A 24,249-nucleotide genomic window follows, 5' to 3' on the forward strand; every position below is an offset into this window, starting at 1 on the left:
AATATATTCAACCATTTATTAAGCTTTTGCGTTTAATAAATGGTTGAATATTCATATTATACATTTACCTGCCCATGAACCCCAAATTTCGTAACCTTTTTATTATAGGTGGCTCGGTAGCCCTGGTGTTGCTAATTATACAGGTATTCATGACCTACCCCGATATAAACGCAGTAAACATATTATTAAACGCCTTGCCCGCCCTGGTGCTTTATTACCTGGCCTATAAAACCTACCATGAGCATAAGGATGGCGAATTGATGTAAAATATATCCATATGCTTAACCTCTTTGTTTTTGGCACAATATCCCTGGCCATGCTTATCCTGGGCTATCAAATAAAATATAAAAAGAAAGCCAGCCTTATATCCGGGTTCGATGAAAACCTGGTGAGCGATGTTAACGGTCTGTGTAACTGGGTAGGCAACCTGATGCTTATCAACGCCGCCATAGCCCTGCTCACCGGTATCGGCATGACTTACCTGCCCGCCCAAATGAACATTGCCTTAATATTTTTTGTGGGCGGCATCCTGGCAACTTCTGTTTTTGCCATTGCAGGCAAGCGCAGGTTCAGGCGGCTGTAATCATAATGGCAATGCCTGCGGCCTGGGTTAACCACTCTTGTGCAGGCCTTGGCCACATTAGCCAATATCCAACACTATCACTATTGCTCAAATCGTTTAACAACATTCCTGCCCGTTAGCAAAGCATACTACCGCTCCGACAGATTGAGGGCAGGCAAAACCGCTTGCTTCCAATTTATCGCTACCATATTTGCTAAAACATTATCCTTAAATCAGAACTCTCATTCAACCATATCTTAACCCAAAATGGTAGTTAATCCATCTTTTTTTAACAAAAACAGATGAATGAAGCTAAAATCCGGCTAATGATTGCTAAATTGTTAGTTCAATATTTTAGTAATCCACCGTACTTTTGATAAAAATAAGAAACAATGATAACTTTTGACTGGAAAGGCGTATTCCCTGCGGTAACCACCAAGTTCACCGATAACGACGAATTAGATTTTGATGCTTTTGATGTAAACCTTGCAGCGCAGCTTGAAGCTGGTGTTGACGGGTTTATTTTAGGCGGTTCATTAGGCGAGGCCAGCGTGCTCACCGATGATGAAAAGTTTGCGTTATTAAAGCATACCATTGGTTATGTTGATGGCAAAGTACCTGTAATACTAAATATTGCCGAGCAAACCACCAAAGCAGCTGTAGCCTGTGCTAAAAGAGCTTTTGATACCGGTGCCGATGGTTTAATGCTGTTGCCACCAATGCGTTATAACAGCGAAGAACGCGAAACTTTGGCTTACATAGGCGCAGTTGCCGAAAGCACCGAACTGCCTATCATGATATACAACAATCCTGTTGATTATAAAATTGAAGTTACACTGGATATGTTTGAAAAACTATCGGTTTATAAAAACATCCAGGCCGTAAAAGAATCAACCCGTAATGTATCAAACGTTACCAAAATGTTTAATCGTTTTGGCAACCGCTACGCGATATTTACAGGTGTTGACCCATTAGCTATGGAAAGCCTTGTAATGGGTGCCGACGGCTGGGTAGCAGGTTTGGTTGATGCTTTCCCTAAAGAAACTGTAGCTATTTACCGTTTGGTAAAAGCCGGCAGAATTGCCGAAGCTTTAACCATTTACCGTTGGTTTTTGCCGGTATTGGAATTGGATATTCATCCAAAACTGGTTCAGTACATCAAATTGGCTGAGGTTGCTACAGGTATTGGCACCGAAAATGTACGCGCCCCACGTTTACCGTTAATTGGCGAAGAACGTACCAAAGTATTAAAAATCATCAATGATGCATTAGCTGTTCGCCCGGAATTGCCTGTTGGCAGCTGGGGTAAACTAACCGAAGTTGAAGCTTAATAATCATTTAGTAAAACTATAACCGAAGCTTAAGGCCGGCTTTATGCTTTCGGCCTTAAGCTTTATGCTTTCAAATGAGTAGTAAAACATTTTTTTGTATAGATGCACACACCTGTGGTAACCCCGTGAGGGTAGTGGCGGGTGGCGGCCCGACGCTTAAAGGCGATAACATGAGCCAAAAGCGCCAGCACTTTTTAAAAGAGTACGACTGGATACGTACCGGGCTGATGTTTGAGCCAAGAGGGCATGATATGATGTCGGGAAGTATCTTGTTTCCGCCTCATGATCCGGCAAATGATGTAGCCGTTTTGTTTATTGAAACAAGCGGCTGCCTGCCTATGTGTGGGCATGGTACCATTGGTACCATAACCATTGCTATTGAAGAAGGTCTGATTGAGCCCAAAATTCCTGGTATAGTACGTATGGAAGCGCCGGCCGGCCTGGTTTTGATAGAGTATAAGCAGGAAGAAAAAAAAGTTACTTCGGTTAAGCTCAGAAACGTGGCAGCCTATCTTGCTGCCACCAACCTGGAGGTAGAGTGCCCGGATCTGGGTATGCTAACCATCGATGTCTCTTACGGGGGTAATTACTATGCCATTGTTGATCCGCAGCCAAATTTTGCCGGGCTTGAAAATTATACCGCCGGGCAGCTGATAGCCTGGAGCCAGGTATTACGTAAGCGCATTAACGAAAAATATAAATTTGTTCACCCGCAGGATCCCACTATAAATACGTGTACCCATATCCTTTGGGCAGGCGCAACATTAGATAGTACTTCTACCGCCCGCAATGCTGTATTTTATGGCGATAAGGCTATTGACAGATCGCCTTGCGGCACCGGTACATCGGCACGTATGGCACAATGGTATGCCAAAGGCAAGCTGAAAGTGGGCGAACCGTTTATACACGAAAGCATCATTGGTAGTAAATTCATTGGCAAGGTAGAAGAGGTGGTGAAGATTGGCGAACTGGATGCCATTATTCCGAGTGTTGAAGGCTGGGCAAAAGTTTACGGATACAACACCATCAAAATAGATGATGACGATCCGTATGCACATGGTTTCCAGGTGATATAAAGAACAACAATATAATCCACTTGTCATTTCGAACGAACGAAGGGCCGGCCTGAGCGTTGAGTGAGGAGAAATCTTATGCGACAAGCTTCACGGCCCATCGCTCGTATAAGATTTCTCACTCGTACCTCGTTTCGAAATGACAAGTTTTAATTAAAAGTAAGCTTTCAAAAAATGGCAAAAGTGCTGATCATAGGTGGTGGAATTGTAGGTTTAAGTTCTGCATATTATTTACAAAAGGCCGGGCACCAGGTTACCGTGCTGGATAAAGGCGACCTGACTGATAGCTGTTCGTTCGGTAACGCGGGTATGATAGTACCCAGTCACTTTATTCCCCTGGCAACTCCGGGTATGGTTTCGCAGGGCATCAAATGGATGTTTAACAGCAAAAGCCCATTTTATGTAAAACCGTCATTTAACCCGCAACTTATCTCCTGGGGATTAAAATTTCTTCAAAAAGCAAATGCGGGGCACGTAGAGCGGTCGGCCACACCCTTAACTGAACTTTCTTTACTGAGCAAAAAGCTCTATGAAGACCTGAGTAAAGAGCCTGGCTTCAATTTCGACCTGGTTGAAAAAGGCATCCTGATGTTTTACAAAACCGAAAAGGCCGGCGAAGAGGAAGCACACCTGGCCGAAAAGGGCCGTGAACTGGGTTTGGATATGGCCGTGCTTAGCCCTGCTGATTGTGTTAAGCTACAGCCCAACCTGGAGCTTGATGTATTAGGGGCGGTGCATTACCGTTGCGACGCGCACCTATCACCAAATAAGCTGATGGCGGCGCTGGTAAAATACCTTAAAGGTGTGGGGGTAAATCTTATTACGAATAAAGAGGTTACTAAAATAGAAACTGTTGCGGGTAAAGTGGCCAGGGTTTTATCGCACAATGAAGAATTTACAGCCGATGAATATATTGTTGCGGGCGGCTCCTGGTCGCCGGCGATAGGTAAATTGCTGGGTGTTAAAATATTACTGATGCCGGGTAAAGGCTATTCTTTTAATGTGAAAGAACAAGTTCCATCCATGCAGATTCCTGCATTGCTGGCAGAAGCACGTGTAGCTATCACCCCGATGAATGGCGGCCTGCGCTACGGTGGCACCATGGAACTTGATAAAATTAATAGCCGCATCAACATGAACCGGGTAAAAGGTATTGTTGAGTCGGTACCTAAGTATTTTCCCGGCCTGAAACCTGCTGTACCTATCGAAAAAGATATCTGGTTTGGTTTCCGGCCATCATCTGCTGATGGCTTACCCTATATCGGCAGGAGCAACAAATTCAGCAACCTTGTTATAGCAACCGGGCACGGTATGATGGGCCTGAGTTTAGGAGCCGCTACAGGGTTATTAGTACAGGAAGTAATTTCGGGCGCAAAAACCAGCATTAATATTGAAGCTTTTGCACCGGATAGGAGTTAGCAAAAACTGTAACTGTCGCGAGGTTTTGCCCTTAAAAAAACAGACTTACGAAGTTTTTAAAACTTCGTAAGTCTTTCGGCGCTGATTCATTACTCCTTACAACGCCTCATCCACCAAATGTTTCAATTCGTAATACCTTTCGTGCCTCCCATCGTTTTTAATGTAAAAACACATCATAAAAGCCGCATAATGCTTATCGTTGTTTACCCAGGGGAAACTGCCAAATAAACCCGGACTACTTACTGCCGGTGTTGGGTTTTGCGGGCCGGACGCTTTCAATACCCACTCGCCGAAACCATAACCGGCATTGCCGGCTTCGTCGGGGGCATAGGCTATTTTTAGGTCTTTGGTTATCCGGTCAATCTGCATTTCATTAACACTTTTTTCGGTTAAAACGCGTTTGCCGTTAATGGTGCCTTTGTTTAATATCATCACCAAAAAGTTAAGGTAATCATTAGGGGTGCTCCAGGCGCCGCCGGCGGGGAAGGCTACGGGGCCTTTACCAAAATCGGTATTGACCATGCCACAGGGGCCGGCAATGCGTTCGACAAAAAGGGTTTCAAAACTTTTACCGCTGATTTTCTCCATAACAGCTGCCGCCATTTGCAGGCCCACATTGCTATACCTGAACAATGAACCGGGCTTGCCTTCAATGGGCATATCCGCAATGTTTTGGATAGCTTGATCCATGCTGTGGATATCTTTCATATCCTGCAATGCCTCTTTTATAGGCGGCGCCTGGATGCCTGTAAGGTGCGATAGGCATTGGCTTATGGTAATGGCACCCTTGCCACTTTTGGAGAGTACAGGCAGGTATTTACCTACGGTATCGGTCAATTTCAACTTGCCCTCGTCAACAAAAGTCATCACCAAAGCTGCGCTAAACCATTTGCTGCAACTGGCTACAGGGATTTTGGTGGTGGTTGTAAAAGCATCAAGGTTAGGTGTTTTGCCCATTTTACGGGCAATCATTTTTGTGGCAAACCTTTGCTTCATGGTCATTTCATCCTTGCTGCCGGTGTAAATGATTTTGCCATCTTTATAAACCATAAGCACGGTACGGCCGCCCATTTTTTCCGTATTATCGGCAAGCCATTGGTCAACCTTTTCAAAATGGTGCTGGGCTTTTGCCGTGGCAAAAGCAAAGACAAACAGGATTGCGGTTATAATCTTTTTCATGATATCAGTATTATTTCAATCTGTAATATAGCGACGGGTTTTGACCTGGAAACTGTAGTGTTGCGCAACAGGTGAAATAGTGAAAAATATTATCTATCTAATAATCAATATTTTATGAATTGTCATAAAATAAAAATCGCAACAAAACCGCAACAGCAGGCTAAAATATAGCCAACCACAGATGCCATGCCCTCAAATTATTGTTTCTCCTTAATCTTTTCCATTAGTTTCGCCTTCATCTCCTCCTCAAAATCCTTGTATTGTTTAAACTGTGCCGGGGTGAATACGCCTTTTAACTCCTGGTCTTTTGCTTCCTGCAAACTCCTGGCCTGTTTCATTTTGCTAAAGCGGCCATCGTCGCTTTTTATAATGGTCTGCATTTTACGGGCGTAAGTTAAATTAATAGCCTGTACTTTGCCCTCTTGGGCGGCATCCAGTTTTAGTTTGCTCTTCATCATTTCCGTCTGAAACTGGGCCCGTTGTTCCGGGGTAGAGTTTTTAAAATCGGGCATGCCGGTTTGGGCAATTGCCGGTTTGCCCATCAGTATAGTAAAAGTCATTACAGCGGTTATTAGCCAAAGCCTTCCTATTATTCCTTGCTTTTTCATTGTGTATATTTTAGCTAAAATACTGTTTACCATTGAATAGCATAGCTGGTGCCGCTATTTAAAAGTAGGGTAGCCTTGTTGTCGCCAAGAAAGGTGATGGTGCCTGCAAAACTGAAAGACTTGCCGGACGACGACGAGCCTGTAAGCTTAACCGCGGCGCTGCCCGATACTATTTTTAAAGTAGTTTTATCAACCAGTATGTTTGACGATGTAATGCTTAAATTGCTTGTGAAGGTGTATTTACGGGCAATTTTTGAGGTTTCGGTGCCGGTATGGGTAAAAGTGGTGCTTAAGGAATAAGTTGATGCAGATGGCTGCAAATTAGTGAGTACAAAGCCGCCTGTGCTACTGCCGTTTGACGACATGCGCGTGCCATCAAAAGTGTGCGAACCGGTAAAATTAAAGGTAAGTTGGCTGGGCACGATACCGGCGCAGGTGAGCATGTAATTCCAGCTGAGGTTGTAGCTGTATGATGGTGTGGCACCCGCCGCGCTTGTTTTGGTTAAGGTTGAGTCCTTTTTAACGCCGCAACTTAGTACAACCGTTTTATAGATAGTTACGGAGCTGTTTACCTGTAAGGCAAACCCGCCAGTTGTTGGCGTTACAGCATCGGTAGTAAGTTCTGCCGCGTCGGCTTCGGTAACAGACACGTCGGTGGCTGCAACGCCATCTTTTTTACAGGAGTTTAAACCTAAACCAAGGCTTGATGCCATCAGCAATATCACCATTGTTGTTTTTACGTTTTTCATGATATTAAATTTTAATGTTATGTATATATTATTCGGTTTGATTTTCTACGATTAGGGTATTACCTGCTGATAGCTTTGCTTGGCTAACACCGGCTTTTTGAGGGTGATTGTACCTGGGGGAGCTCTTCATTTCAGAAAGCTTTTTATTTTTAAACAGATCTATAAACCCGCGGGCAACCAAAACAAATGGATTGTTGCTCACAAAACCGGTGGTTAGGCCATAGTTTACCTTTTCGGTTTCGGGCTGATAAGTGCCAAATAATTTATCCCAGATGATGAAAACCCCTCCGAAGTTTTTATCAATATAAACAGGATTGCTGCCATGATGCACCCGGTGCGATGATGGTGTATCCATTACATGTTCTACCACGCCCAATTTGCCAACAACTTCTGTATGTAAAAAGAATTGATAAGCCAGGTTAAGTACATACGATATCACAATAAAGTCTGTTGGCATACCCAATAATGCTGCCGGAATAAAAAACAGCGGACTAACAATTGCCGAAAACCAGTTAAGCCTGTAAGCTGTCGTAAGATTCATGTGCATGGCCGAGTGATGGATAAGATGGAATGCCCAAAGCGGTTTCCAATGGTGAGAGATGCGGTGAAACCAGTAGTAGATAAAATCGGCGGTAAAAAAAGTGAGCAGGAAAACCCAGCCATTCCTGGGTAATGTGAAGGGCGCCAATTTGGCAAAAAAGCCAAGTACGGCTAACTGGTAGCCGGCGAAGATATATTTGGAGAACTGGAAGCCAACAAAAACATACAGGTTTGAAAACGTTTCTTTAACGTCGTAAACGTTTTTATCTTTCTTCCAGTTCCAGATAATTTCGGCCGTTACAAGTAGTGCCAGAAATAATAATATGTATATGCGGTATGGGCCAATTTGATGTTTCATTTTCTTAGTCGTTTGAATTATTTTGTCGTTTTTTGATTGACAATATAAAGTTGACCAGAAAATGCGGCTTAAGTTTGATGAAACCCGGCGAAGCTGAAAAACCGGGGGCCGAAGTGACTGTACTCGTTATTTCCGTTTGATAAATCCGAAATCGAACATCCGAAATCAAAAATATCAGCTATCTACCCATTTTTTAAACTCCGGCACCCTTGCTTTGCTGATGAGGATTTTCTCCGGTGGTTCGGGTTTCATTTTCAGCGACAGGCGCCCGTTAAAATAAAAGTCAACTTCGGTTAGCGCCTTGCGGTTGATGATGAACTGCCGGTTGGCACGAAAAAACATATCGGGCTCCAACTGTTGCTCCAGTTGCTCCATTGTAAATTCGATGTTGTATTGTTGGCCGTCTGTGGTTTGGGCGTATACTATTTCATGCGCGGTATAAAACCAGGAAATTTTAGCGGTTTCAACCGGGATCAGCTTATTCCGGAAATGAACCAGGAATGATTTTTTATGCGGTTTTGCCAATATTTTTACCTGTTGCAGCAGTTGCTCAAAGGATGGGTTCGCATCGTTTTTGGGCCCTTGCACTACCAGGCGTTTAAACTTGCTTAGCGACAGCTCAATTTCGGCCTCATCAAAAGGTTTAAGAATATAATCAATACCATTATTTTTAAAGGCCTGAATGGCATAATCGTTATAAGCCGTCACAAATATTACCGGTTTCAGAATCTCGGCCTGCTTAAAAATATCAAAGGATACGCCATCAGCAAGGCGGATATCCATAAATACAAGGTCGTAACTATCGGGATTGGCATTAAACCATTCCACCGCGTCTTTTACATCGGGCAGGGATGCCGTAATAATTATATTGTCATCAAGGTTTTGCAGCACATGTGCCAGGTTACGGGCAGTAACAGGTTCGTCTTCAACTATAACAACACGTAGTTTATTCATGTTTCAAAGGGAGCTTAACTGTAAAATGGCTGGTAGTTTGTTCAATGTCTATTTCCCGTTGCATCAATATTTTGTAGCGCTGGTTAAGGTTAGACAGGCCCGTGCCGGTGCCATCTGCATCTACCGGGTTAAGGTTGTTACTTACAGATAATTCGTCACCGCACATTTTAATGGTTACCTGCAATGGCGTTTTTAAGGTAGCGGCGTTGTGCTTAGCCGCATTCTCCAACAAAGGCTGTAACGATAAATGTGGCAGTTTGTATTGCAGGAAGATATCGCCCACGTCAATTGTTAACTCAAAAGCATTTTCAAACCGCATTTTTAACAACTGCGCAAATGATTCCACTATGGTTAATTCCTCCTTTATAGTAACCAGATTGCTGACAGGCTTAATTAATGTATATCTGAAAACCGACGACAGGTGTTTGATATATTGCTGTGCCAGGGCCGGGTTTTCGCGCACCACGCCCGATAAACTGCTCAGCGAGTTAAATAAAAAGTGTGGGTTAAGCTGCTCTTTTAATAACTCCAGTTCGGCTGTGGTATATGCATTTTTAAGTTGCTCGTTTTCAATGGCCTGTTGTTTGTTTTGGCGCAGCAGCAGCACTATCTTTATAATAATACCAATTAGTAAAGCTGCTAAAGCGTACCGGGTTAAATATCCCAGCCAAAAGGCGCCCCTTATTTGGTTGGGGTTAAAGCTAAATACCCGTTTTTGCACGCCGCCTATCAGCACCATACCAACAAATGCAATTAAAAAATTGAGCGACAGATAGCGCAGGTATCTGTTATTGTCGCGATACCTTGCCAACCGGCCGCAGCCCAAATTGAGCGAGAATAAGAAGTAGCAGAAACCAAGCTGCGCCAATAATTGGTAGGCAAATTCCGCAGCGTTAAATCGCCAGTAATGGGCCACAATGCCATTTTCGCGCAGGGCGAGCAACCTCCCGCTATTAAGCATTACGGCTATCAGCAGCGAACAGTAAAACCATAACTGTTTCCCGGTTTTTTCCATCAGGTAAATCTAATTAAAGATAGCTACAGGCAACAGAAAATTTGGGTGAAGCTGAAAATTTGGAGGGCGAAGGCATTCCCGTCCTCTCAAAATTATTACCCACATCTATAGTTAATTTCTTTATATTTGTTTATCCATATCCGTTATAATGAGAAAGTTATCATTGTGCCTTGCCATATTGGCGCTGGCCTTTTGTACAGTATCCTCGTGCAAAAAGAATGGCGAGCCTAACGCCCCTGTGGGAGAAATTGCCATTAGTAAGTTAAGGATAAAAATAAACGAACCCGACTCGATGTTGCTGGTAGGAGCCGATAGCACTAAAACGGTTACCTGGGTGGTGAACCCCGCGGGTTTTGATACTTTGCGCACCGTAAAAAATGCCGCCCGAATTAAGTTCACCAAAGCCGGAAACTACACCATCAGCGCAAAAAATAACAATATTACCTCGAAAAGTATAGTGATAACGGTTATCGATTCGGTATATGCACCCCCGGTGTATTTTATTCCGTTCGATAAAGGTGAGCAAATCACCTTTGTGCCGCAGTATGTAAAAAGTGCTACGTCCGACTCGGCATACTTGGCGTTTACGGTTAGTACCCAAAAAAAATATTGTACCAACTTTATGTTTACCTATAGTATTTATATGCCGTACCCGTTACATGATAAGTATTATATCAATTTCATTGGGGCATCTATAAAAAGCTTCGACAATACAGCCTGTACCGGTACTGCGGTATTAACGGGGCACTATAATTATGCATCTTACCAGCCCGTGTTAAAAGAGGGTACCTATGGGTTTTATGCGGGCTTTGGCCAGGATATTGACCATGATTACGTAGGCAGCATGGAAGTTACGGCCACACAGATCATCTTTCACTGGGACGATTCAACGGGGATAATTATTTCGCCGAAGGTGCTGGCACGGTAGAGAACATGCAGTTGCAAATCAAATTAATGCTCCGGTGCGTCTTTAATCCTGATCGTGGCAAAAACGGCCATTGTGATTATGATGATCTCTACCAGATACTCGGGTAATCAAAGAAAAACAGGCGGATGATAATTTATGATACAACCTATTCAGGTGAGTCTTTTCTCATCTTTTTACAAAAGTCCACTTAACTTATCGCAGCTTTTTAACATCTTTACGGTATACATATTTTAAGTACAAATGCAGCATTGGTTAGTAAAATCCGAACCCGTAAAATATAGCTGGGAAAAATTTAATAAAGATGGCCGTACCTTTTGGGATGGCGTACGCAACTACCAGGCACGCAATAATTTAAGATTGATGCAGGAGGGCGACCTGGTGTTGTTTTACCACAGTAATGATGGCAAGGAAGTAGTGGGTATAGCCAAAGTAGTTAAAGAAGCCTACCAGGACCCCACAACCGAAGACCCAAACTGGGTGGTGGTTGATCTTTCGCCGGTAGAAACATTGAAGAAGCCGGTAACATTAGAGACAATAAAAGCCGATGAACAACTGAAGGATGTTGGACTGGTAAGGCAAGGCCGGCTTTCGGTAATGGCATTAAAACGCGAGGAGTTTGACCGTATTTTAGAACTGGGCAGTTAATGGCCACACTATTTCCAATCAGCAGGCGGATACAAACGGTGTTTCTTATATCCATGTTATTTGGTCCTCAAATAACTAAGGCCCAATCGCCATTTGCCGGGCTGGAGAATTTGTTTGCGACACCTGAAAACTACTTGGTAAGGCATATAACAAACGCCCCGGTAGTTGACGGCGATATTAATGATGCAGTTTGGCAGCAAGCAAAATGGACAAATAATTTTGCTGATATTGAAGGCGACCTAAAACCCAAACCGCCTTACAAAACCAAGGTGAAAATGCTTTGGGATAACAACTATTTGTATATAGCCGCCCACTTGGAAGAGCCCCAGGTATGGGCCACTTTAAAAAATCACGATGATATTGTGTATCACGATAACGATTTTGAATTATTTATCGACCCATCCACAACAACCCATTCCTATTACGAAATTGAAGTAAACGCGCTGAACACCATTTTCGACTTGTTTTTAAATAAGCCATATCGCAATAGGGGAGGCGGTTTGATAGGCTGGGATGCTAACGGCCTGCGTTCGGCAGTTAAGGTGCAGGGCACGCTCAACAATGCTTCGGACACAGATGCCGGCTGGACGGTAGAAATGGCTATCCCTTTTAGTGCCATTACCATGGGATTTAAATCGCAGGTTCCTGAAAATGGCACCATTTACCGGATAAATTTTTCGCGGGTGGAGTATGATAACAAAATTGTAGAAGGGCGGAATGTAAAACTGAAGGATTCTACCGGGCGCGATCTCCCGGAACATAACTGGTCATGGTCGCCGCAGGGCGAGATTGCCATGCACAGTCCCGAACATTGGGGGTATCTTTTGTTCAGCACACATGAGGCCGATGATGTAGCATTTACTATGCCTTATGCCGAGGAACAAAAGAAATATCTTTGGCTGGTTTATTACCGTGAAAAACAATGGTACAGGCAACATCATGCATATACCTCGTCGCTTGGCAAATTGAGTATTAAAAGTAAGTACGATATTGCCGGTATCAGCAATAAATTAAAGCTGCAAAGCACTCAAAACCAGTTTGAGGCTTTTATTACCGACGCAAATACAAATAACACCTATACCATAAACCACGAAGGTTTTATAGAGCAATTAAACCCGATATACCATGAATAAGCGCGAATTTTTAAAAGCCGGTTTATTGGCCGGTGTTGCTGCCCAGTTGCCATTGCTAAGCACTGCCGCTCCGGTAAATACCGCGGGCATGAAAAAAAATAAAAAGAAAAACTGGATATGGATAAATCCTAATCTAAAGGATACGGATGAGGATTTAAAAACTAATTATGCAGCTTATAAAGCTAAAGGTATAACAGGAATATTTTTTGAAAACGACAGCGAGCGGCATTTTCGCGCTGCCAAAGCTGCCGGAATTGAGGCGCATCGCTGGATATGGACTTTTAACCGTGCCGAACTGCTAACCGAGCATCCGGAGTGGTACAGCAAAAGCCGCAACGGCGATTCATGTGCCGATAAACCACCCTACGTAACTTATTACCGCTGGCTTTGCCCATCGCGCCCCGAAGTACAGGATTACCTGACTACTACCGTTGATAAGATATTGGCTTTAGATTATGTAGATGGCATTCACCTGGATTATGTGCGTTATTGCGATGTTGTACTGCCGGTGAACCTTTGGGACCATTACAAAATTGAACAAACCAAAGAATTGCCCGAATATGATTTTTGCTATTGCGATGTTTGCCAGGCCAGGTTTAAAGAACAGTATGGACAGGATGTAAAAGCAATACAATACCTGGATGCCAGCCTTTCGTGGCGGTTGTTCAGGTATGGTAATATTATCAGGGTGGTCAACAAAATTTCGGAGGTGGCTAAACAACATAAAAAAGCTATAACCGCTGCCGTGTTCCCAACGCCCGAGGTTGCGCGCCGCAACGTTAGGCAGGACTGGACAAATTTTCACCTGGATGGTGTTTGCCCCATGATTTATCATGGCTTTTATAAAGAGGGGGTAAGCTGGATAGGTGACGCCGTGGCCGAAGGCGTACACTTTTTGGATGGAAAATTCCCGCTGTATGCAGGCTTATATATATCCGATTTTAAAAATGACGACGAAGTGCGCGCCGGGATACAGTACGCATTAAAGAATGGTGCTGCCGGGATTTCGTTTTTTGGTAAGGTGACGCCAACTATATTGGATATTTTGCACGAGGAAACGGGTAAGTAGATGTGCAGATTATAGATTTCAGATGTGCAGATTGGTCTTTAGAAACTTACGAAGTTTCTAAAACTTCGTAAGTTTGGCCTCCACTATAATTGGTGATTACGATATGAACTACAGAAATTTTAAAAATACCCCTATAGCCGAAGTGGGCCTGGGCACATGGCAACTGGGCAGTGCAGATTGGGGTAATGTAAATGACGAGGATGCTTTTGCTATACTGAAGGCATATACCGATGCAGGAGGTAATTTTATCGATACCGCCGATGTTTATGGCATGGGTGTAAGTGAATCCGTTATCGGCAGGTTTTTAAAAACAACAGATAAGGAAGTATTTGTTGCTACCAAACTGGGTCGCCGCGGCGATGCCCCGAACGGCTGGCCGCAAAACTTTACCTACGATATAATGAAACGGAATGTGGAAGACTCGCTGAAGCATTTGGATGTGCCACAACTATTTTTAGAGCAATTGCATTGTATCCCTACAGGCGAAATGAAATCGGGTAAAGTATTTGATCATTTACGTGCCCTGCAGCAGCAAGGCCTCATTAAACACTTTGGCGCCAGTGTAGAAACATCCGAGGAGGCGCTTATATGCCTGGAGCAGGAAGGCCTGGCATCGTTACAGATCATATTTAACCTGTTCAGGCAACACGTGGCCGACGAGGTTTTTGCCAAAGCAAAGGAAAAAGACGTTGCCATTATTGTGAGGGTCCCCTTAGCCAGTGGGCTATTATCCGGTAAATTTAATGGGCAAACCCAATTTGCCGCAAATGACCACCGTAATTATAACGCCAATGGCGAGGCCTTTAATACCGGCGAAACATTCTCGGGTATCGAGTTTAACGAAGGGCTGAAGCTATCTCAACAAATAAAACAAATATTACCTGAGGGGAATATGCCGCAATGGGCTATCCGTTGGATACTGGATCATCCGGAAGTTACCACTGTTATCCCCGGCGCATCAAAAGTATCGCAGGTTGATAGTAATGTGGGGGCATCTGGTTTGGAGCCGCTGCCTGCCCATATTCATCAGCAACTAAGGAGCTTGTACAATGCGGAAATTATTGGAAAGATAAGAGGACATTATTAGCCCTCTTTTAAAAGCCCCCTCTAAATCTCTCCCGGAAGGGGGAGACTTTAAATCTTCTAAAGCCCTCCCTTCCGGGGAGGGTTTGGATGGGGCTGCTACCCCCGCAACTTATCCAGCAAATCGCTTAACTGAGCAGCTTCATCAGCGGTGAGGTTATTTTCAAGAACTTTACGGGTTTTAAATTCCTCGTCCATTTTGGCAAGGGTTTCCAGGCCAAGGTCGCTTATGCGGATATCAACAGCCCGGCGGTCTTTATTATTGGTGCAGCGCGAAACCAGTTCTTTTTGGATCAGGCGGTCAACAATGCGGCTGGCGTCAGACATTTTATCAACCATCCTTTCTTTTAATAAATTAATCGTAGCTGGTTTTGGGTACTGCCCCCTTAGTATCCTCAGGATATTAAACTGCTGCTGGGTTAGATTGTACTTATCAAAATGGCAACGAAAAGCATTGTTTAACCACCCTGAAGTATAGGCAATATTGATAACTACTTTATGGTAATTATCCTCAAATTTGTTGCTTTGTATTTCGTCGTCTATCCGCATAATAGTTTATAATAACTAAAGTACAAATATGTTTATTTATTTTTAAAATTGAGGTACCCTAATCAGCTATTAGCTTTGCTGAAGCTTGTCCTCCGGGTCAATTTTGCTGCTATTTGTTTGGGGTTTGCCATAGTCCCAGGGGCAATGCAGGCACTTGTTTTTACAGCAATAGCCGCGCGTTAAATGATAGTGCTTTGTAAAAACAAAATTGCCATCTTCATTAATATAATAATCAATGCCCTCTTTCAACATCAGTTTGAATTTAAATATGCGAAATTTAGATGTGCAGAATTTAGGTGCGTATGATTCCAACATTTGCACATTTGAAATCTGCATATCTGCACATCATCAATTGAGTATTTTTACAAAAATCTCATCTTTAAAATGATTCTTCAAATGCCGGCCATCGCCATGCAGGGTCCATACCTGTTTGGGTTGGGTACGGGTTATGGTTTCCAGGATATCATTCCAGTCTACGTGGTCGGATATAAAAAGCGTATCCTGGCTGTTTACCTGCAGGTTTTTCCAACCCGATGCAAATAATCGCTTTACACCCGTGGCTCTGATATAGCTATCAAAAGTAAATGGGGGCACTATATATACAAACTCATCCTGCACCTTCATTAGCTTGCGGCCATAAACCTGGTATTTACCGGGGCGGTAGCCCATGTTTTCGTAAATGGCGTTAATAGGCATAATTTTATGATGCACCAGGATTTTTTTCCGGGGGGTGTGCTCGGTTATCAGGTTAATAAGCCGCTGACTTTTGCCCAGCCCATAAGCGCCCAGCAAAATATTGATCTTGATATCGTTGATTTTTTTAATTTCCTCAACCGGATCGGGATGTATAACGGCCGGGTCGGCAAAGGTGCTCTCTGTTATCAGTACATCAGTTTTTACCCACTCTATAGGTTCGCAGGTGGCATCGTGTTGTAGTTTGTAGTCGCCTGTGTATAGGTAACGCGTACCCTCGTACTCCATAAGTATTTGTGCCGAACCGAGCATGTGACCGGCGGGTATAAAAGTAATTTGCACCTTGCCTATTGTAAAAGGCTGGTTAAAGGGTACAATATGGAAAACTTTTGCGGCAGTGCGTTCATACCTTAACTGCATTATAGTTGCCGTGGCGCGGGTGCAATACACATCGGCATTGCCGCTGATGGCATGATCGGCGTGGGCATGCGTAACAACTGCATTTTTAGCGGGCAGTTTAGGGTCGAGGTAAAAATCGCCATACTTGCAGTAAAGGCCTTTATTGTCTATAAGTACAAAATCGTCGAGTATCATTTTCAAGAGCTAAAAGCTTAAGGCGTACAGCTAAAAGCTAATGTTTAATTCATTATAAGTTATGGGCAAGGGCTAAATATTTTTGGTGCAGGGCAATTACCTGCGGAATTACCAGCTGGCCATCGTCATTTATGATTACGTCATCGGCCAGTTTTTTCTTTTCGTCTTCGGGCATCTGGCGGCCTTCGCGCTTTTTAACTTCATCAAGGCTAATGCCATCGCGTTGTACAACGCGGGCTATGCGTTTATCCAGCGGAGCGGTTACAATGATAGAACGATCGCAGGTTTTGTATGAACCGCTTTCGAATAATATAGCCGCCTCGCGAATGATATAAGGGGCATCTTTTGCTTTCGCCTCAAGTGCTTCAAAAGCCCTGAAAACGGCAGGGTGTACCAATGCGTTAAGTTTCTCTAACTCTGCCGGGTTATTAAAAACAATGGCCGCGATATGTTTGCGGTTTAATGAACCATTAGCAAAATAAGATTCAGCACCAAAGGTTTGCTTTATGGCATCAATCAGTATAGCATCTGTAACCATAACATTTTTTGCTTCGTCATCGGCGTAAAAAACCGGTACACCCAATAGCTCAAATACCTTTGCTACAGTGGTTTTTCCGCTGCCTATATTGCCTGTTAAACCAATTTTAAGCATGATGTTCAAGTTGTTACGGCTCTTAAAACAATCAGATCAAAATACATTAACCGCGTTTTCAACCGTTGATCTTGCGCTATCTTCAAATATTCTTTTTCCTGATCTTCTGTACTGAAGATTGTTTCGAATCCGTTTTTTGTGTAATAATGTAATGGGATAGGCTCGTTATATGAATCGACAACAATATATCTGCACCCTGTTTTATTTTCCGGATCTATAAACCAGGATTTAATAAACTGCATCAACTCACGACTTACCGTTGTTCCCTTGTAGTTAACATTAACGCCAAGTCGACCTATTAAAACCGCTGGATAATTTCTAAGCGCTTTTTCTCGCGGTACTAATTTCGTTACTTTTTTTCTCCTTGAGCCGGGCAAATCACTTGCTTTTACACTATCATTGGAGATTGTAAAGGCACATACTATTATTGTGGGATCGTTATCTAAAGTAAAACAATGGGTTTTTCCTAATAGTTCTTCATGGAATTTAAAAGCGTCATCTTTAAAAAACGAATTTAAATCTTTATGCCCGCAATCAAACGGGCTACAGCCTTCTAAAAGAGATGGAGTATATTCTTTAAAAGAACACTTTTCAAAAAGGAAGTTTTCTTCGAAGTTGAGCAATTTATTTCTTCGCTTTACTTAGAATTTTATGCGCGATCAAGACCTCCTTAGAGAAATCGACAGTCGATTTTTTATCTAAGTTAGCATCCGCTTTGTTTATAAAAGCTTTAGCAACATCCCCTTTGAGGACAGGAACCGATTTGATTGCTATTGCCATATTTTTATTGTTTTGTAATATACAAAGATAATACTTTTATAAAAAAATCGAGCTGAAATTTATCAACCAGTCTGTTAATCTTATTTTTTGATGATAAAATCAATATTAGCCGGGCTTACCCTTACTATTTTACAAAAAGGAGGGAAGCGTGTCAGTTGTACCGGTAGGGTTGAATAACCATGATCGCGCCAAAGATCAAGGTCGGCGGTAGCCTCAAAAAGGTCGTCACTCATATCCTTGTAGCGGTTTAGCGATGTGGTAAATGTTACTTTTACTTTTTGAGGAAACACCTTAACGTTGTCGTAATTGTGGTTGTTGATGAGTTTAACCGGGATATCCAAAGTTTTCTCGGTAAACTCGTCCACCGGGACAATCACCTGTACATTTTTGGGGTATATGGTTAAATTGCCTTCGCTTACAGGCTGTAAATTAATTCGAGTGATGATGGTTTCATTTACATCGGCGGCTTTTATAGAATCAGTTTTCCATTCGCCTATTTTTTGCAGCCTATCGGCAGGGCCGCTTATGGTCACATAGGCAGGTTTAATAGATACGTTGCCCGATATGGCAAACTGTTTTTGATATTCAATACCTAACAAAGCCCTTACAGGTACTTTTTTGGTAAGCCGGTTGGTAAAATCAAAATACAGTGTGTCGGGGTCGATAGCTGTAATTTGTTGGTTAGCGTCCCGCTTTGAATTGATAACCTTTAGCTGAGAACTAAGCACAACATAGTTGCGGGTGTCCAGCGGTGCCAAATCAACAATAATGGGTTTGTTTTCGGGCTTCAATTTCGAAAACAGCATTTGCCAGCCCGTACCCTGTATGGTAGCTTTCACACTATCGGCCTGTAATGGGTGGAAAGCACGTTTTTGCGGCGAGTTTTTGTAAACAAGGGCTTCATTAACCGCAAAAGGCAACGGGCTCGATAGCGTTGTAAAAATCCAGGCAACAATGGCAAGCCCAAGGCAGGTAAAAAATACTGATAGCCGCCGCCGTTCTGTTGTGGATAGTTTTACTATTGCCATGTTGTTAGCTTAAAGCAGAAAGCTAAAAGTAGAAAGCCAAAAAACGCATCGCATTTAGTTACTTTCAACCTTTAGCTATCATTTTGCTATTTATTTTTTGCTTAGAGCTTTAAGCTTTAAGCCTTCAGCCTTAAGCTTTTGTAGCTACAGCCGGTGTATTCAACGCTTTTGACGCATCTAATGATATTGCCGATTTATCGAAACGGATTTTTCCGTTTTCAACTTCAACCAAAAAGGTAGTGTCGTTAAGGTCGATGATGCGACCATGAATGCCGGCTGTGGTTACAACCCTGTCGCCTTTTTTCAGTTCATCTACGTATTTCTTTTGATCTTTTTGTTTCTTAACCTGTGGGCGTATCATGAAAAAATAAAACACTACGATAATTAATACCATTGGTATTAACGTACCGTAGCTACCAAAAGCACCGCCTGCCGCGGCCTGTAAAAAAATTGTTGCTATCATTGTTTAAATTAATTGAAATTATTTGGTTAAAACCTCGCCAATAAGGTGTACCATAGTTTGGGCTGGTACGGTATTGGCAGTAACCGTAATTTGTTTATCCTGCAAGCCGGTTTTGCCTGCACTATTAAAAGTAACCTTTATAATGCCGCTTTCGCCTGGTTTAACAGGAGCCTTAGGCCACTCCGGAATGGTACAGCCGCAGGTAGCATGCGCCTCGCTGATGATGAGGGGTGATTTGCCGGTATTGGTGAATTTAAAATCGTAGTTAACCTTATCGCCGGTTTTTATTTTGCCAAAATCATGGCTTTCTTTTTCAAACTTCATTACCGGCGCGTTAGCCGCGTTGGCCGTGGTTGTGGCTGCACTATCGGTTGTAGCCGCAGTACTGCCGGTTTTTGATTGGTTACAGGCCGATAATAGTAAACCTGCTGCTACTAAGCTTAAAAACAGTTTCTTCATTTTATATAGTCGGTTTTTATTTTAAATCTGTTAAAAATCGGGTGTTAAATTTTGTAACTTAAACCCCAATACTTATAACTCAAAACTATTCAATCAATCCTCTGCCAATTTTTTTAATCTTGTTTTCGGCCTTAAGGTCTATCAAAATCTTGTCTAAGATACCGTTTATAAATGAATTACTCTTAGGTGTGCTAAACTCCTTTGAAATTTCAAGGTACTCGTTAATAGTAACTTTTACCGGGATCGAGGTAAAGTTCACAAACTCAGTAATGGCCATTTTCATCAGCAGGGTATCCATCATCGCAATACGGTCTGGTTCCCAATTGGTTGTTTTGGCGGCTATCAATTCCTGGTAAGGTTTATCAAAACGGATGCTTTTTGCAAAAAGGTCAACTACAAATTCGCGGTCTTCGGTCCAGTTACCGGTAATTTCGGCAAGGTGGTTTTGTTTAAAATCTTCGCTGCTAAAGTTTTTAAATGTTTTGGCAATCAAAGCTTGCAAAACATCTCTGTCTACCGGCCAAAAAATGAATTTATCCTCAAAAACCTGCTCGGCCAATGATGATTTTAAAATCACTTTTTTGAAAATAAATTTAATGATGTCTTTATCCGTTTGGATGGTGTCGTCGGTTTTGGCCAGGTATTCGGCGTACTCGGGCGATTTTTTAAGGGTGGTGAACAGGGTTTTAGCCAGTTCGGGTTCAAAACCCCAGTCAACCTTGTATTTTTTTGAGGCGATAAGATAATCCCGGTTATCATTCAGGGAGAGGATAAACCTGTTGCTGACAATTTTAGTATTGGCATTAAGGTCTTCGGCGGTGGGTAAATGTTTGTTGGCGCGCTCCTCTTTATCATTTGCGGCATAATTAGCCACCTCTGAAATGAGCGATAACATCCAGATATACATTTCAAAAACTTCATCTATGCTTCCCAGCATGTTTTTTTCATACTGTTTAATGTCGGTAGTGTCCGATTGGTGGAACGCGTATAATGCCTGTAGTACTTTTACCCGTAGGTGCCTTCTGTTTAACATGTGTAAGAACGATTTGGCCGGCCAGATGGCCAGCGGTTTAAACTATAATTAATATGACGATTTTACTTTTTTAATATCCGTAATTCTTTTTTCTGCTATTTTATTTGCTGCTACGATAGTTGAAATGTTTTCGAGTTTCGAAAGCTTTAAAATATTGCGCGTTACCTCGTAAATATTCTCGGTAAGCTGCATGGTACGTTTTTTACTGAAACCCATTAACTCCGAATAGCAATTAATAATGCCGCCGGCATTAATAACGTAGTCAGGCGCAAATAGTATATTTTTATTCAACAACATTTCACCATGAACCGATTCATCCAGTAACTGGTTATTTGCCGATCCGGCTATGATGCTACATTTTAACTTATTGATGGTTTGGGTATTTACCGTGCCACCCAGCGCGCAAGGTGCATAAATATCGGCATCGATATCAAAAATACTGTTGTTTGATACTGCTTCGGCTCCGTATTTTTTAGCTATTTGCCCAACGCGTTCCTCCTGGATATCGCTGATGTAAACTTTTACCTTCTCATCGCGCAGCAGGCGTACCAGGTGCTCGCCAACATGGCCCACGCCCTGTACTATTACCGATTTACCGGCCAGCGTATCGGTGCCAAATTGCTCTTTAACGCAGGCTTTTATCCCCATGAAAACACCCTGAGCTGCCACAGGCGACGGATCGCCGCTGCCACCAAGAGTTTCCGGAATACCGGTAACATGCTGGGTTTCCATACGGATATATTCCATATCGCGCGGATTGGTGCCTACATCTTCGGATGTAATAAACTCGCCGTTAAGATTTTTTATAAAGCGGCCAAATTTACGCATCAGCGCTTCTGTTTTATCCCGGCGCGAATCGCCGATGATAACCGAATAGCCGCCGCCCATGTTAAGCCCTGCTATGGCGCATTTGTATGTCATGCTTTTGGCAAGGCGTAATACATCATTTAATGCATCGCCTTCAGTTTTATAACTCCACATGCGTGTGCTGCCAAAAGCAGGCCCAAGGGTGGTGTCATGAATAGCGATGATAGCTTTCAGATTGGTATCCGGATCGCTGCAAAACACCACTTTTTTATGCCCGAAAATTTCGAGTTGGCTGAAAATGGATTGTTGTGATTGTTGATCGGGCATTAGTTATACTATGGTAAATGTTTTAAGGCGGCACAAAAGTAGATGTTTTTTTGGTTACGGCAAAGTTTATTAAAGCCTAAAGTAGTTAGTTCATAGTCATAAGTTAAATAAGGGTGGCTCAATTACCCGAAACGAAATGTTATTAAAGCAAACTATAGTCAGTATGTACAAGGATAACCTAAGTTTCCCGAGGGCAATAGCTAAAGAATACTTGCAGTAACGCATTATACTGTATGTCGCAAATGCACCCCGAAATTGTCTGTAACAGCCCATCTTGAAAAGGATATTTAATTTTAGGTTTGTATATTGATGGTCATTGCTTTGCGTTATTTGCTGTGCACCATTGCGTATGTTTCAAAACCCGGATTAATATGTTACTCCAAAACAAAAATGCTATTATATACGGTGCAGGCGGCTCACTTGGCGGTGCGGTTGCAAAAGCCCTGGCGGCGGCAGGTGCAAAAGTATTTTTAACGGGCCGTACGGTCGGCGCGCTGCGAATTGTTGCCGATGATATTATTGCCCTTGGCGGGCTTGCCGAAGTTGCGCAGGTAGATGCATTTAATGCTAACGCCGTTAAGCAACATATAGACACAGTTTTACAAATTGCAGGCACATTGGATATCTCTTTTAATGCCGTTGGGATTGATGTTAAACAGGGTGTTCCGCTGGTTGATTTATCGGCAGATGATTTTGTTAACCCTGTAACCGCTACCCTGCAAACCCGGTTTTTAACTGCTACTGCCGCAGGAAGGGTGATGATGGATCAGGGCTCGGGTGTTATCCTGTCGCTTACTGCAACGCCCGGTGGTATTGGTTATCCGTACACCGGCGGTTTTGCCGCTGCCTGCTGCGCGGTTGAAAGTTTTAGCTGTAACCTGGCATCCGAAGTAGGCCTGCATGGCGTGCGTGTAGTAAATATCCGCTCGGGCGGATCGCCAGACTCCAGGGTATTTGCGGATGCCATTGAAGATCGGCCGGAAGTAATGGCCACAGTATTGAAACAGATGAAGGCCGATACGATGCTGAAAAAGCTGCCGCTCATGGCTGATATTGCCAATACCGCCGTATTCCTGGCGTCAGATTTAGCGGGCAACATAACCGGTGTAACTATTGATGTAACCGGTGGCACCACGGCGGCCCTCAACTATCGGTCGAACCCGGAAGTTCGGCAGGTGGCACGTCCCAAATTCGACAAAGACTAATAATCCAAAAGTTGGCTAATTTGATAACATAAAAAGTATTAAAAAAATGAAAGTAGTACGCGTACAATACACCACCCGGGCAGAGTTTGCAGCTATAAACCAGGCCAATATAGCAGGCGTTGTTGCCGAACTAAAGCAGTTAAACCACTCTGGAATCAAATACACTTGCTGGCTGCTGCCCGATGGCAAAACCTTTATGCATTTTGATCAGCTGGAAAATGAAGAAGCCCACCAGGTGCTGCAATCATTGGCCTCATTCAAAAAATTTGCCGATGAACTTTGGGCAAGCGGACTGGAAGTAGAGCCGGTATTGGAACTGTTGAATTTGGTGGCATCAACAGAGACTTATTTTGGGTGATCGGTGCTGATTGCCGTTGGCCCGCGATAGTATCTCATTTCGCTAATGTGCCGAAAAAACCTGTGTCCAATACTTCCCGCTGGTGGCTACACCCATTTGGGTAAAATCGCCATTCATAATGTTTTGGCAGTGGCCGGGGCTTTTAATCCAGCCAACCATTACATCAGCCTCATTGGCATAACCTTCGGCAATATTTTCGCCGTAGGTAGAGAAAATATAATTTAGGCTCATCAGCCTGTCGCCGGTGTTGGTACCATCGCTGCCGGTATGGCTAAAGAATTGTTTCTCGTCCATATCATTACTGTGCCTTTGAGCGGCTACCTGTAGGGTATCGTTCCAAACAACGGGGTTAACCGGCGGATAATAAACAGTACCACAGGTGCAGCCCGACGCCCGGTAGTTGTTCACCAAATCCAATAATTTAGCTTTCGACGGATTATCGGGTGCCAGCACAGCCTTTCGGCAGGCGGTCCCCTGTACAATCACGCATACAAGGGGAAGTATCAGTTTCTTAACAATATTCAGCATGCCAGGTTTACCGGTAATAAGCCCCCAATTTAATTTAAAATAAGTTAATAACAACGGTGCCGGGAGTTATTGCGACAGTAATGTCAAGCTCTTTATTCTTTTAAAATAAACAAAGGAGCTACAACCT

At 43.1% G+C, this 24,249-nt stretch carries 30 protein-coding genes; 12 read left to right on the forward strand and 18 right to left on the reverse strand.

Translation table 11 applies throughout. The annotated features are described in order from the left end of the window. Positions 1-74: 74 nt before the first annotated feature. From BMX56_RS08435 to BMX56_RS08455, 5 genes are all read left to right on the forward strand, one after another. Positions 75-266: a hypothetical protein gene (locus tag BMX56_RS08435; RefSeq protein ID WP_090644396.1), complete on the forward strand. Its 192-nt coding sequence runs from the start codon at positions 75-77 to the stop codon at positions 264-266. An 11-nt stretch (positions 267-277) separates the two neighbouring features. Further along, positions 278-583 (forward strand): DUF3784 domain-containing protein, encoded by a 306-nt coding sequence (locus tag BMX56_RS08440; RefSeq protein ID WP_090644399.1) that lies wholly within the window; start codon positions 278-280, stop codon positions 581-583. A 371-nt stretch (positions 584-954) separates the two neighbouring features. Next, positions 955-1,893 (forward strand): dihydrodipicolinate synthase family protein, encoded by a 939-nt coding sequence (locus tag BMX56_RS08445; protein ID WP_090644404.1) that lies wholly within the window; start codon positions 955-957, stop codon positions 1,891-1,893. A 74-nt stretch (positions 1,894-1,967) separates the two neighbouring features. Continuing rightward, complete coding sequence (locus tag BMX56_RS08450; RefSeq protein ID WP_090644408.1) at positions 1,968-2,969, forward strand: 4-hydroxyproline epimerase; 1,002 nt, start codon at positions 1,968-1,970, stop codon at positions 2,967-2,969. A 171-nt stretch (positions 2,970-3,140) separates the two neighbouring features. Further along, on the forward strand, positions 3,141-4,385 hold the full coding sequence (locus BMX56_RS08455; protein WP_090644413.1) for an NAD(P)/FAD-dependent oxidoreductase: 1,245 nt from the start codon (positions 3,141-3,143) through the stop codon (positions 4,383-4,385). Positions 4,386-4,481: 96 nt separating this feature from the next. Here the strand turns inward: BMX56_RS08455 and BMX56_RS08460 are convergent, their stop codons facing one another. From BMX56_RS08460 to BMX56_RS08485, 6 genes are all read right to left on the reverse strand, one after another. Continuing rightward, the gene (locus BMX56_RS08460; RefSeq protein WP_090644416.1) at positions 4,482-5,564 is read right to left on the reverse strand and encodes a serine hydrolase domain-containing protein; all 1,083 of its coding nucleotides are present in this window, start codon (positions 5,562-5,564) and stop codon (positions 4,482-4,484) included. 197 nt (positions 5,565-5,761) lie between these two features. Further along, positions 5,762-6,172: a hypothetical protein gene (locus tag BMX56_RS08465; RefSeq protein ID WP_143065398.1), complete on the reverse strand. Its 411-nt coding sequence runs from the start codon at positions 6,170-6,172 to the stop codon at positions 5,762-5,764. A 26-nt stretch (positions 6,173-6,198) separates the two neighbouring features. Continuing rightward, positions 6,199-6,921, reverse strand: a complete 723-nt coding sequence (locus BMX56_RS08470) for a hypothetical protein (RefSeq protein WP_090644424.1) — start codon at positions 6,919-6,921, stop codon at positions 6,199-6,201. A gap of 28 nt (positions 6,922-6,949) precedes the next feature. After that, positions 6,950-7,819, reverse strand: a complete 870-nt coding sequence (locus BMX56_RS08475; RefSeq protein ID WP_090644428.1) for a sterol desaturase family protein — start codon at positions 7,817-7,819, stop codon at positions 6,950-6,952. Between the two features lie 174 nt (positions 7,820-7,993). Then, positions 7,994-8,773, reverse strand: a complete 780-nt coding sequence (locus tag BMX56_RS08480) for a LytR/AlgR family response regulator transcription factor (protein ID WP_090644433.1) — start codon at positions 8,771-8,773, stop codon at positions 7,994-7,996. Continuing rightward, on the reverse strand, positions 8,766-9,788 hold the full coding sequence (locus BMX56_RS08485; protein ID WP_090644437.1) for a sensor histidine kinase: 1,023 nt from the start codon (positions 9,786-9,788) through the stop codon (positions 8,766-8,768). The genes BMX56_RS08480 and BMX56_RS08485 overlap by 8 nt, the downstream gene beginning before the upstream one ends. A 148-nt stretch (positions 9,789-9,936) precedes the next feature. Here BMX56_RS08485 and BMX56_RS08490 point away from each other — a divergent pair, with 148 nt between their 5' ends. The 5 genes from BMX56_RS08490 (at position 9,937) to BMX56_RS08510 (ending at position 14,650) form a co-directional block, all read left to right on the forward strand. Continuing rightward, entirely contained in the window at positions 9,937-10,716 is a 780-nt protein-coding gene (locus BMX56_RS08490) for a hypothetical protein (RefSeq protein WP_090644441.1), read from the forward strand. A 240-nt stretch (positions 10,717-10,956) separates the two neighbouring features. Next, complete coding sequence (locus BMX56_RS08495; protein WP_090644444.1) at positions 10,957-11,361, forward strand: EVE domain-containing protein; 405 nt, start codon at positions 10,957-10,959, stop codon at positions 11,359-11,361. Then, the gene (locus BMX56_RS08500; RefSeq protein ID WP_090644446.1) at positions 11,361-12,494 is read left to right on the forward strand and encodes a carbohydrate-binding family 9-like protein; all 1,134 of its coding nucleotides are present in this window, start codon (positions 11,361-11,363) and stop codon (positions 12,492-12,494) included. Before BMX56_RS08495 ends, BMX56_RS08500 begins: the two co-directional genes overlap by 1 nt. Beyond that, on the forward strand, positions 12,487-13,563 hold the full coding sequence (locus BMX56_RS08505) for a family 10 glycosylhydrolase (protein ID WP_090644451.1): 1,077 nt from the start codon (positions 12,487-12,489) through the stop codon (positions 13,561-13,563). Before BMX56_RS08500 ends, BMX56_RS08505 begins: the two co-directional genes overlap by 8 nt. Before the next feature lie 103 nt (positions 13,564-13,666). Continuing rightward, a complete protein-coding gene (locus tag BMX56_RS08510; RefSeq protein WP_090644455.1) occupies positions 13,667-14,650 on the forward strand; it encodes an aldo/keto reductase in 984 nt (327 codons plus the stop codon). A 95-nt stretch (positions 14,651-14,745) separates the two neighbouring features. Here the strand turns inward: BMX56_RS08510 and BMX56_RS08515 are convergent, their stop codons facing one another. From BMX56_RS08515 to BMX56_RS08560, 11 genes are all read right to left on the reverse strand, one after another. After that, the gene (locus tag BMX56_RS08515) at positions 14,746-15,195 is read right to left on the reverse strand and encodes a MarR family winged helix-turn-helix transcriptional regulator (protein ID WP_090644459.1); all 450 of its coding nucleotides are present in this window, start codon (positions 15,193-15,195) and stop codon (positions 14,746-14,748) included. A gap of 69 nt (positions 15,196-15,264) precedes the next feature. Further along, positions 15,265-15,531: a DUF5522 domain-containing protein gene (locus tag BMX56_RS08520; protein WP_255369806.1), complete on the reverse strand. Its 267-nt coding sequence runs from the start codon at positions 15,529-15,531 to the stop codon at positions 15,265-15,267. A gap of 12 nt (positions 15,532-15,543) precedes the next feature. Further along, the gene (locus BMX56_RS08525) at positions 15,544-16,482 is read right to left on the reverse strand and encodes an MBL fold metallo-hydrolase (protein ID WP_090644462.1); all 939 of its coding nucleotides are present in this window, start codon (positions 16,480-16,482) and stop codon (positions 15,544-15,546) included. Positions 16,483-16,534: 52 nt separating this feature from the next. After that, positions 16,535-17,134 (reverse strand): dephospho-CoA kinase, encoded by a 600-nt coding sequence (coaE, locus tag BMX56_RS08530; protein ID WP_090646144.1) that lies wholly within the window; start codon positions 17,132-17,134, stop codon positions 16,535-16,537. Positions 17,135-17,139: 5 nt separating this feature from the next. Continuing rightward, a complete protein-coding gene (locus BMX56_RS08535; RefSeq protein ID WP_090644466.1) occupies positions 17,140-17,757 on the reverse strand; it encodes a GNAT family N-acetyltransferase in 618 nt (205 codons plus the stop codon). A 1-nt stretch (position 17,758) separates the two neighbouring features. Continuing rightward, positions 17,759-17,914, reverse strand: coding sequence for a hypothetical protein (locus tag BMX56_RS30100; protein ID WP_177183755.1), 156 nt, complete (start codon positions 17,912-17,914; stop codon positions 17,759-17,761). 80 nt (positions 17,915-17,994) lie between these two features. Beyond that, positions 17,995-18,942 carry a CdaR family protein gene (locus BMX56_RS08540; protein WP_090644470.1) on the reverse strand — a complete coding sequence of 316 codons (948 nt, stop codon included), beginning with the start codon at positions 18,940-18,942 and terminating at the stop codon, positions 17,995-17,997. Positions 18,943-19,072: 130 nt separating this feature from the next. Then, entirely contained in the window at positions 19,073-19,405 is a 333-nt protein-coding gene (gene yajC, locus BMX56_RS08545; RefSeq protein WP_090644473.1) for a preprotein translocase subunit YajC, read from the reverse strand. 18 nt (positions 19,406-19,423) lie between these two features. Beyond that, positions 19,424-19,864 carry a DUF1573 domain-containing protein gene (locus BMX56_RS08550; RefSeq protein WP_090644477.1) on the reverse strand — a complete coding sequence of 147 codons (441 nt, stop codon included), beginning with the start codon at positions 19,862-19,864 and terminating at the stop codon, positions 19,424-19,426. An 85-nt stretch (positions 19,865-19,949) separates the two neighbouring features. Continuing rightward, a complete protein-coding gene (locus tag BMX56_RS08555) occupies positions 19,950-20,897 on the reverse strand; it encodes a transcription antitermination protein NusB (RefSeq protein WP_090644481.1) in 948 nt (315 codons plus the stop codon). A gap of 48 nt (positions 20,898-20,945) precedes the next feature. Next, a complete protein-coding gene (locus BMX56_RS08560) occupies positions 20,946-22,031 on the reverse strand; it encodes a Glu/Leu/Phe/Val family dehydrogenase (protein ID WP_090644484.1) in 1,086 nt (361 codons plus the stop codon). Between the two features lie 371 nt (positions 22,032-22,402). On the opposite strand from BMX56_RS08560, the gene BMX56_RS08565 reads away from it, so the two are divergent. Next, entirely contained in the window at positions 22,403-23,236 is an 834-nt protein-coding gene (locus BMX56_RS08565) for an SDR family NAD(P)-dependent oxidoreductase (protein WP_090644487.1), read from the forward strand. A gap of 46 nt (positions 23,237-23,282) precedes the next feature. Next, the gene (locus tag BMX56_RS08570) at positions 23,283-23,594 is read left to right on the forward strand and encodes a hypothetical protein (protein ID WP_090644491.1); all 312 of its coding nucleotides are present in this window, start codon (positions 23,283-23,285) and stop codon (positions 23,592-23,594) included. Between the two features lie 42 nt (positions 23,595-23,636). On the opposite strand, the gene BMX56_RS08575 is transcribed toward BMX56_RS08570, so the two are convergent. After that, complete coding sequence (locus BMX56_RS08575; protein WP_143065399.1) at positions 23,637-24,122, reverse strand: CAP domain-containing protein; 486 nt, start codon at positions 24,120-24,122, stop codon at positions 23,637-23,639. Positions 24,123-24,249: the final 127 nt, after the last annotated feature.

Source organism: Mucilaginibacter sp. OK283 (genome assembly GCF_900110415.1).
GTDB lineage: Bacteria > Bacteroidota > Bacteroidia > Sphingobacteriales > Sphingobacteriaceae > Mucilaginibacter.